The organism is Sphingobacterium prati (genome assembly GCF_013167215.1).
Lineage (GTDB): Bacteria > Bacteroidota > Bacteroidia > Sphingobacteriales > Sphingobacteriaceae > Sphingobacterium > Sphingobacterium prati.
Genome location: NZ_JABJWY010000038.1, coordinates 144,535 through 150,714 on the forward strand (window position 1 = coordinate 144,535; position 6,180 = coordinate 150,714).

Below are 6,180 nucleotides of genomic sequence, written 5' to 3' on the forward strand. Positions count from 1 at the left end.
TTCTAGGGTTTGCATACGCATATGTGTAGTGGGCAATTTTGACGGCAGGTTAGAATCACGTAATTAAACTTGGAAGTAAGCATAAATTTATCTTAGTTTTGATTATTTAATTTGGAGATATGATAACACGAAATATATATCGTTGCAGTTTGGCTTTACTATTGATGACAGGCTTTACACAAGCGCAGGAGCTTTATACACCTAGAAATATTAAGCAAGCTATTGAAAAAGGTACACGCACGACAACCGGACTACCCGGTAAAAATTACTGGCAAAACTTTGGAAAATACGATGTAAAGGTACAATTGGATCCCGTGGCGAGGACTGTTCGTGGAAATGAGACAATTTTATATACCAACAACAGTCCCGATACACTTAAACAATTAGCAATCCGATTTGTGAACAATGTACATAAGCCCAATGCAGTACGTGCTAACTATGCCTCGGATGATTATTTGACCTCGGGGTTGAAAATAAAATCATTTACGCTCAACGGACAGGTTTATGAAGTAAATAGTGGCGATTGGGGAACGGTCAAACTTGGTGATTTTGGACAGAAAATTCTTCCGGGGACAGTGGCGACCCTAACGATCAGCTGGGAGTATCCTTTATCGGTTGAGAGTGACCGCGATGGCATGCTCAATGCGTCTACGTTCTATTGCGCTTATTCCTATCCACGTGTATCTGTCTATGATGATTACAATGGCTGGGATATTTTGGAGCATAATGGTAGACAGGAGTTTTATAATGGTTTTAACGATTATCAGTTTGAAATCGCTGTTCCTAAAAATTTTGTTGTATGGGCCACTGGAGAGCTTCAGAATGCAGCAGAAGTCTTGCAACAACCTATCTTGGAGCGTTTTGAGAAATCCAAACAAAGCGATGTAGCGATACATGTTGCTACAGCATCCGAAATGAAGGAAGGAAAAGTGACGGCTCAACAGGAATGGAACAAATGGAAATTTAAAGCGACCTATGTACCTGATTTTTGTTTCAGTGTGAGTGACAATTATATTTGGGATGCTGCCAGCGTGGACTTGGGAACTAAACGTGTTAGTATACAATCCAGCTATGTTGCTGGTACCCCCGATTTTGAACAATACATTGGCTGGCAACAATACTGCATTGACTGGTTTTCTAAAAACTGGCCTGGAGTAACCTATCCCTATCCAACGATGACGGCAGTGCAGGGATTTGCCGATATGGAATATCCGATGATGATCAATGATTCAAGTGTGCCTGATAATTTTGTTGACGCCCGGCAGACGGCGGATCATGAAATTGCCCATACTTATTTCCCTTTCTATATGGGAATCAACGAGACCCGATATGGGTATATGGATGAAGGCTGGGCTACTGCACTCGAATTTTGGATCGGCAACGCGGAGATTGGTGCCGAAAAGAATAAAGAGCTATTTAAAGATTCGCGTGTGAAACGATATATCTTTGATCCGTCTACCGAAGAAGATCAGCCATTGATTACCATGACTTCACAATTGAATGGTCTGGGGTATGGTAATAATGCCTATATCAAAGCCGCATTATCGTATATCGCGCTGCGGGATTATCTAGGAGATACAGGCTTCAAAAAAGCGTTACATCATTATATGGATCTATGGCATGGTAAGCATCCGACACCATGGGATTTCTTTTATAGTATCAATGCTGGAGCTGGTCAAAACTTAAATTGGTTTTGGAAGAACTGGTACTTTACCAATAATTATATTGATTTGAAAGTGGATAGCTTTATGCAGTCTGGCAATAAAAATACGTTATCGATCGCAAATATTGGAGGATTTGCAATTCCTTTCGATGTCTTGATCACTTATGCAGACGGAACTTTGGAAACAATACATCAGACGCCTTCAATTTGGCAACAAAATGAAAAACAGTCAACGGTCACCTGGGCATCGTCAAAGACGGTGAAAAAAATAAGGTTGGATGGCGGCGTTTTTATGGACTACACTGCCAAAGATAATGTGTGGGAAGCAGTAAAATAATGTAATCAATTGTGTCAATCTCCAGATCATAGGAGATTGACACAATTGAGATAAAGTTTATCGGTGATTATTGATCTACGATTGAATAGACCTGAGTCTAGATCGGGTCCTCAAATAAAACCATATATAACGCCATGATGCTATTTGCCACGATTTCCCTGGTGAATTCAGGGGCAGGTATTATAATATAACGTTAGTTTTTTGATAGAGGTAAGCCTGTGTTATTTAAAATTATCAATTGTTCTGAAGGTTAGATTGACACGTGGTCTAAAAATTTTTTTTGTCGGAGGTAAACGGTGAAGCCAATACGTTTGTGTAAGATCTTTCATGACTAGGAGACTACCGTCTCCTAAAACGAGTTCTATCTTTTCCTTTGTCGTTTTATGCTTGAACGCAAATTTTCTCTCGGCTCCAAAACTCAGCGAAGCAATTGCGCCATTTTTCTTCAGGTCTTTTTCGCCATCACTATGCCAGGCCATACCTTCGTCACCGTTGTGATATAGATTTAATAAACAGGAGTTATAGGTTTCCTGTGTTTTCAATTCAGCAAGTGCTTTTAGCTCGAGAAGTTCTTTTGTCCAGGGGAGAGCCCTTTTGGTGGTATTGGAATAGCTATATTCAAAAGGCTGCTCACCGTACCAGGCAACTTTACGTTTGGTAATGATTTCGTTTCCAAAAATAATAGCGCGATCATTTACCCATTCGATGGAATCCATTAACCGGACGAAATAATGATTTGCTTGCACCTGATCTAGTATTTTACCGTAGTAGTTAACTGTACCATCGTAGGGCAGTATGTTTTTGTTTCCATCAAAAAGATTGTCGAAGAGTTCCATCTTATGCTTGCTGTTTTGTTAGTTATATTGCGGTATGCAAACTCTCCCAACCAATCATCGCCGTCTTCCGCTTTGGATCCCAACGATAACCGCCAAATATACCACTGTTTTGAATAACCCGATGGCAAGGAATCAGATAAGCAATCGGATTGCTACCCACGGCTGTACCTACTGCGCGTGAAGCTTTGGGATTTCCAATTTGAGCAGCAATTGAACCATAAGTACTTAAATTACCCATGGGGATTTTTAACAATGCTTCCCATACTTTCAATTGAAATGCTGTCCCCTTGAGATGCAATTTCACCTGACCAATGTCATTGTTGTGTGGATTTAATGCTTTGAGTGCGTTTTCATGGATGAGGTCTATTTGTTGTATAAAGCTAGCATTTGGAAAACGCTTTTGAAGTGTTTTGAATGCGGAATCTTTATCTTCCTCATAAGCAATATGGCAGATGCCCTTTGAGGTAGAAGCGATAATGATAGGACCAAAAAGGGTTTCATAATAGTAATAAGAAATGAGCAATTTGGCACCTTCGTTCTTGTACTCAGCGGGCGTCATTCCTTCAATATTAATAAACAGCTCATGCAGCCTGCTGCTACTTGAAAGACCCAATTGAAATGTGGTTTCTGCAATATTGTTTTCTTTCAATAATGATTTTGCGTGATTTAAACTGATATATTGCAAGAATTTCTTTGGGCTTGTACCTGCCCAAGAGGTAAACATGCGTTGGAAATGAGCTTCACTCATGTAGACATGAGAAGCGATCTGCCCTAATGTGGGTTGAGTTCTGAAATTTTCCTGTAAGAAATGTATGGCCTTGGCAATACGTTGAAAATCTACTTCTTGTTGAATAGTCATGATTGTCCATTTAGTTTATACAAAGGTGCTAAGAAGAAGAAGTTTATAAAATCCGATTTATGCTATATTGAACGACCGTTAAGAAGTTTTATCCGAATGTCCTAATGACTTTTCAGGAGCAACAATATCACGGATCAATTGTTTTAGTTCCTTTATTTCAGGAAATCGTCCGGCTCTTTTTCGATCAAAAATTTCTTCCCCGTTTATGCGTATGGTATAGCGGCCTGAAATTTCACTTGGAATAAGCAGGACTCCATGGATATTTTCTGTGAACGAACTCAGGATCTCCTGGGACATATAGGCTGCACGTAACATCCAATTGCATTTTGGACAGTATTCGATTTCGATAACAGGTTTTGTTGCCATGATTTAAATTAAGCTATTATGCATTCTAAAAACAAATGTAACTATCTCTTTGCTGTCATCAAAGTATCCCCAAGAGATCCTATGTTTTTTCCATTAACCGATTTTTACTGAAGTCATGGTAAGGGATCCTGCTATAGCATTATCATTGAACAAAAGTAAATCTTCATTCTTTTCCTGTAAAGCCAAGCTATAGATTAATGGAAGATAATGTTCCGGCGTAGGGATTGCCAGATCGAATTCTTTTCCTTGTTGCCTGAAATTGATTAAAGCCTGATGGTTGCCATCCTGGATAAGCGTTTTCATCTTATCATTGGCAATGGTAGCCCATTCGTAAGCATATCCCGTTGTGTTAAGTTTATCCCAGGCGACCATTCTGAGGTTGTGGACCATATTTCCACTTCCGATAATTAAGACACCTTTTTTCCGAAGTTCAGCCAGCTCTTGTGCAATTGCATAATGATAGGAAGCCGGTTGGGTATAGTCTATACTCATTTGAATGATTGGGAAGTCAGCATTGGGGTATAAATGCCTGACAACAGACCAGGAGCCATGGTCCAGACCCCATTTATCGTCAAGATGAACTTTCGTTTTCGTAACGATGCGCTGTGTTTCCTGCGCTAAGGAGGGGCTTCCGGGAGCTGGGTATTGTACATCAAATAAAGCTTGGGGAAAACCACCAAAGTCATGGATTGTAGACGGATGCTCCATGGCTGTTACAAATGTTCCACGTGTCTCCCAATGCGCCGAAATGACTAAGATTGCTTTCGGTTTTTCGAATGTTTGTCCTATTTTTCTGAACCCTTGGACAAATTCATTGTCCTCAATGGCATTCATTGGGCTTCCGTGTCCTAAAAAAAGAGCCGGAAATTTGTCTGTAGCAGTAAGTTCAGTAGAAAATTTACGTAATGAACTTGCGGGGCTTGCGATTCCTGATAGCGGTAGTGTTGCCATAATTTTGATAAACTCCTTTCTACGCATTTGAATGATACGAATAGCGTTAATTGTTCTTGCAAAATTAAGTAGTGTGGGGGGGAGCAAGGTAATATTTTATTGCCAATTTGTTGTATTATTCGGAAACCAGCTTCTGAATCTCATTTCTAAATTCAGATGGGGTCATTCCAGCTTTCTTTTTAAAAACATTGGTGAAATAAGCTTTTTCCCGATAGCCCAGTTCAAAGCCTATTTCTGAGATGGTCTTATTCGTTGTTAACAAAAGGTTTTTGGCTTCTATCAGTTTTCTTGTCTCGATGATTTCCGATACACTTTGTTGTAGTATGTTTTGGCAGATCAGATTTAAATTTCGGGCAGACATAAAAAGTTTTTCTGCGTAGAAGTTAACGCCCTCCGGCCGTCGATAATTGTCTTCCAATATGGATAAAAAACTGCTGAACGTTGTACTTTGGTTTTTTAATTGCTGCTGGGTGGCGGGAAATTGTTTTTTTCGTTCTGACTCGATCATAATAAAGATAGTACTCAACAACTGCTTGATCACAGCATAATCAATTACGGGTTGTTGTGTTTCCTGTTGTATCATTTGGCACAGTACGACTAGCCTGGAAAAGCAAAGGGGCTGGAAAAAAGTCAATGTTGCATTTTCATGAAAATGGGCATAGAGCTGGAAGGTCGTTTCGGGAATGAATTCGCTTTTAAATCTAATAACCCAAAAGTCGATCTCTTGATCCAGAAGGAGAGGTATTACCCGATGATTTTTTCCTTGCGTAACAAAACTCACGAAAGGAGCTGTATAGGTTTCTGCTTTAAAATCGATGAAATGTTTTAATTGTCCCTTTACACCAATAATCAGTTCTTCGAAATCATGGTGGTGTATTTCATTTTTCGATTCTTGGATGCGTAGTGCTTCATTCGCATCAAGTTGGTAAATTTTGAAAAGTTCGTTCAAAATCGGTGATGGTGATTAAATATTCCTTTTATTCGAATATACAGCTTAATTCGTAATGTTAGTCTTTTCAACTTCAAAAATACTTTTCCAGTAAGTTTTACTACATTTTTAGTTTATTTCAGTGTTTTTTATAGGCGCGGTTTGGGGCTCTATTCTCTCTGGAATCCGTATGGAGCGGATTCCAAGAACCACTTTTTAGAATTTCATCTATATATTAAC

At 39.4% G+C, this 6,180-nt stretch carries 6 protein-coding genes; 1 reads left to right on the forward strand and 5 read right to left on the reverse strand.

All coding sequences use genetic code 11. From position 1 onward, the window contains the following. Positions 1-119 precede the first annotated feature (119 nt). Complete coding sequence (locus HPC41_RS20095; RefSeq protein ID WP_172395894.1) at positions 120-2,000, forward strand: M1 family metallopeptidase; 1,881 nt, start codon at positions 120-122, stop codon at positions 1,998-2,000. A 221-nt stretch (positions 2,001-2,221) separates the two neighbouring features. Here HPC41_RS20095 and HPC41_RS20100 read toward each other — a convergent pair whose 3' ends face one another. The 5 genes from HPC41_RS20100 to HPC41_RS20120 all read right to left on the reverse strand — a co-directional run bounded on the left by HPC41_RS20100 (position 2,222) and on the right by HPC41_RS20120 (position 5,961). Further along, positions 2,222-2,836 carry an alpha-ketoglutarate-dependent dioxygenase AlkB family protein gene (locus HPC41_RS20100; RefSeq protein ID WP_172395895.1) on the reverse strand — a complete coding sequence of 205 codons (615 nt, stop codon included), beginning with the start codon at positions 2,834-2,836 and terminating at the stop codon, positions 2,222-2,224. Positions 2,837-2,858: 22 nt separating this feature from the next. After that, a complete protein-coding gene (locus HPC41_RS20105) occupies positions 2,859-3,695 on the reverse strand; it encodes a methylated-DNA--[protein]-cysteine S-methyltransferase (RefSeq protein ID WP_172395896.1) in 837 nt (278 codons plus the stop codon). Between the two features lie 78 nt (positions 3,696-3,773). Further along, positions 3,774-4,061, reverse strand: a complete 288-nt coding sequence (locus tag HPC41_RS20110; protein ID WP_172395897.1) for an Rdx family protein — start codon at positions 4,059-4,061, stop codon at positions 3,774-3,776. 93 nt (positions 4,062-4,154) lie between these two features. Continuing rightward, positions 4,155-5,012 carry a 4,5-DOPA-extradiol-dioxygenase gene (gene ygiD, locus HPC41_RS20115; protein WP_216660838.1) on the reverse strand — a complete coding sequence of 286 codons (858 nt, stop codon included), beginning with the start codon at positions 5,010-5,012 and terminating at the stop codon, positions 4,155-4,157. A 115-nt stretch (positions 5,013-5,127) separates the two neighbouring features. Continuing rightward, the gene (locus tag HPC41_RS20120) at positions 5,128-5,961 is read right to left on the reverse strand and encodes a helix-turn-helix transcriptional regulator (RefSeq protein WP_172395899.1); all 834 of its coding nucleotides are present in this window, start codon (positions 5,959-5,961) and stop codon (positions 5,128-5,130) included. Positions 5,962-6,180 lie beyond the last annotated feature (219 nt).

Bases quoted from the DNA above. Each gene is read 5' to 3' on its own strand.
- HPC41_RS20100 (WP_172395895.1), bottom strand. From the start codon at position 2,836: ATGGAACTCTTCGACAATCTTTTTGATGGAAACAAAAACATACTGCCC.
- HPC41_RS20105 (WP_172395896.1), bottom strand. From the start codon at position 3,695: ATGACTATTCAACAAGAAGTAGATTTTCAACGTATTGCCAAGGCCATA.
- HPC41_RS20110 (WP_172395897.1), bottom strand. From the start codon at position 4,061: ATGGCAACAAAACCTGTTATCGAAATCGAATACTGTCCAAAATGCAAT.
- ygiD (WP_216660838.1), bottom strand. From the start codon at position 5,012: ATGGCAACACTACCGCTATCAGGAATCGCAAGCCCCGCAAGTTCATTA.
- HPC41_RS20095 (WP_172395894.1), top strand. From the start codon at position 120: ATGATAACACGAAATATATATCGTTGCAGTTTGGCTTTACTATTGATG.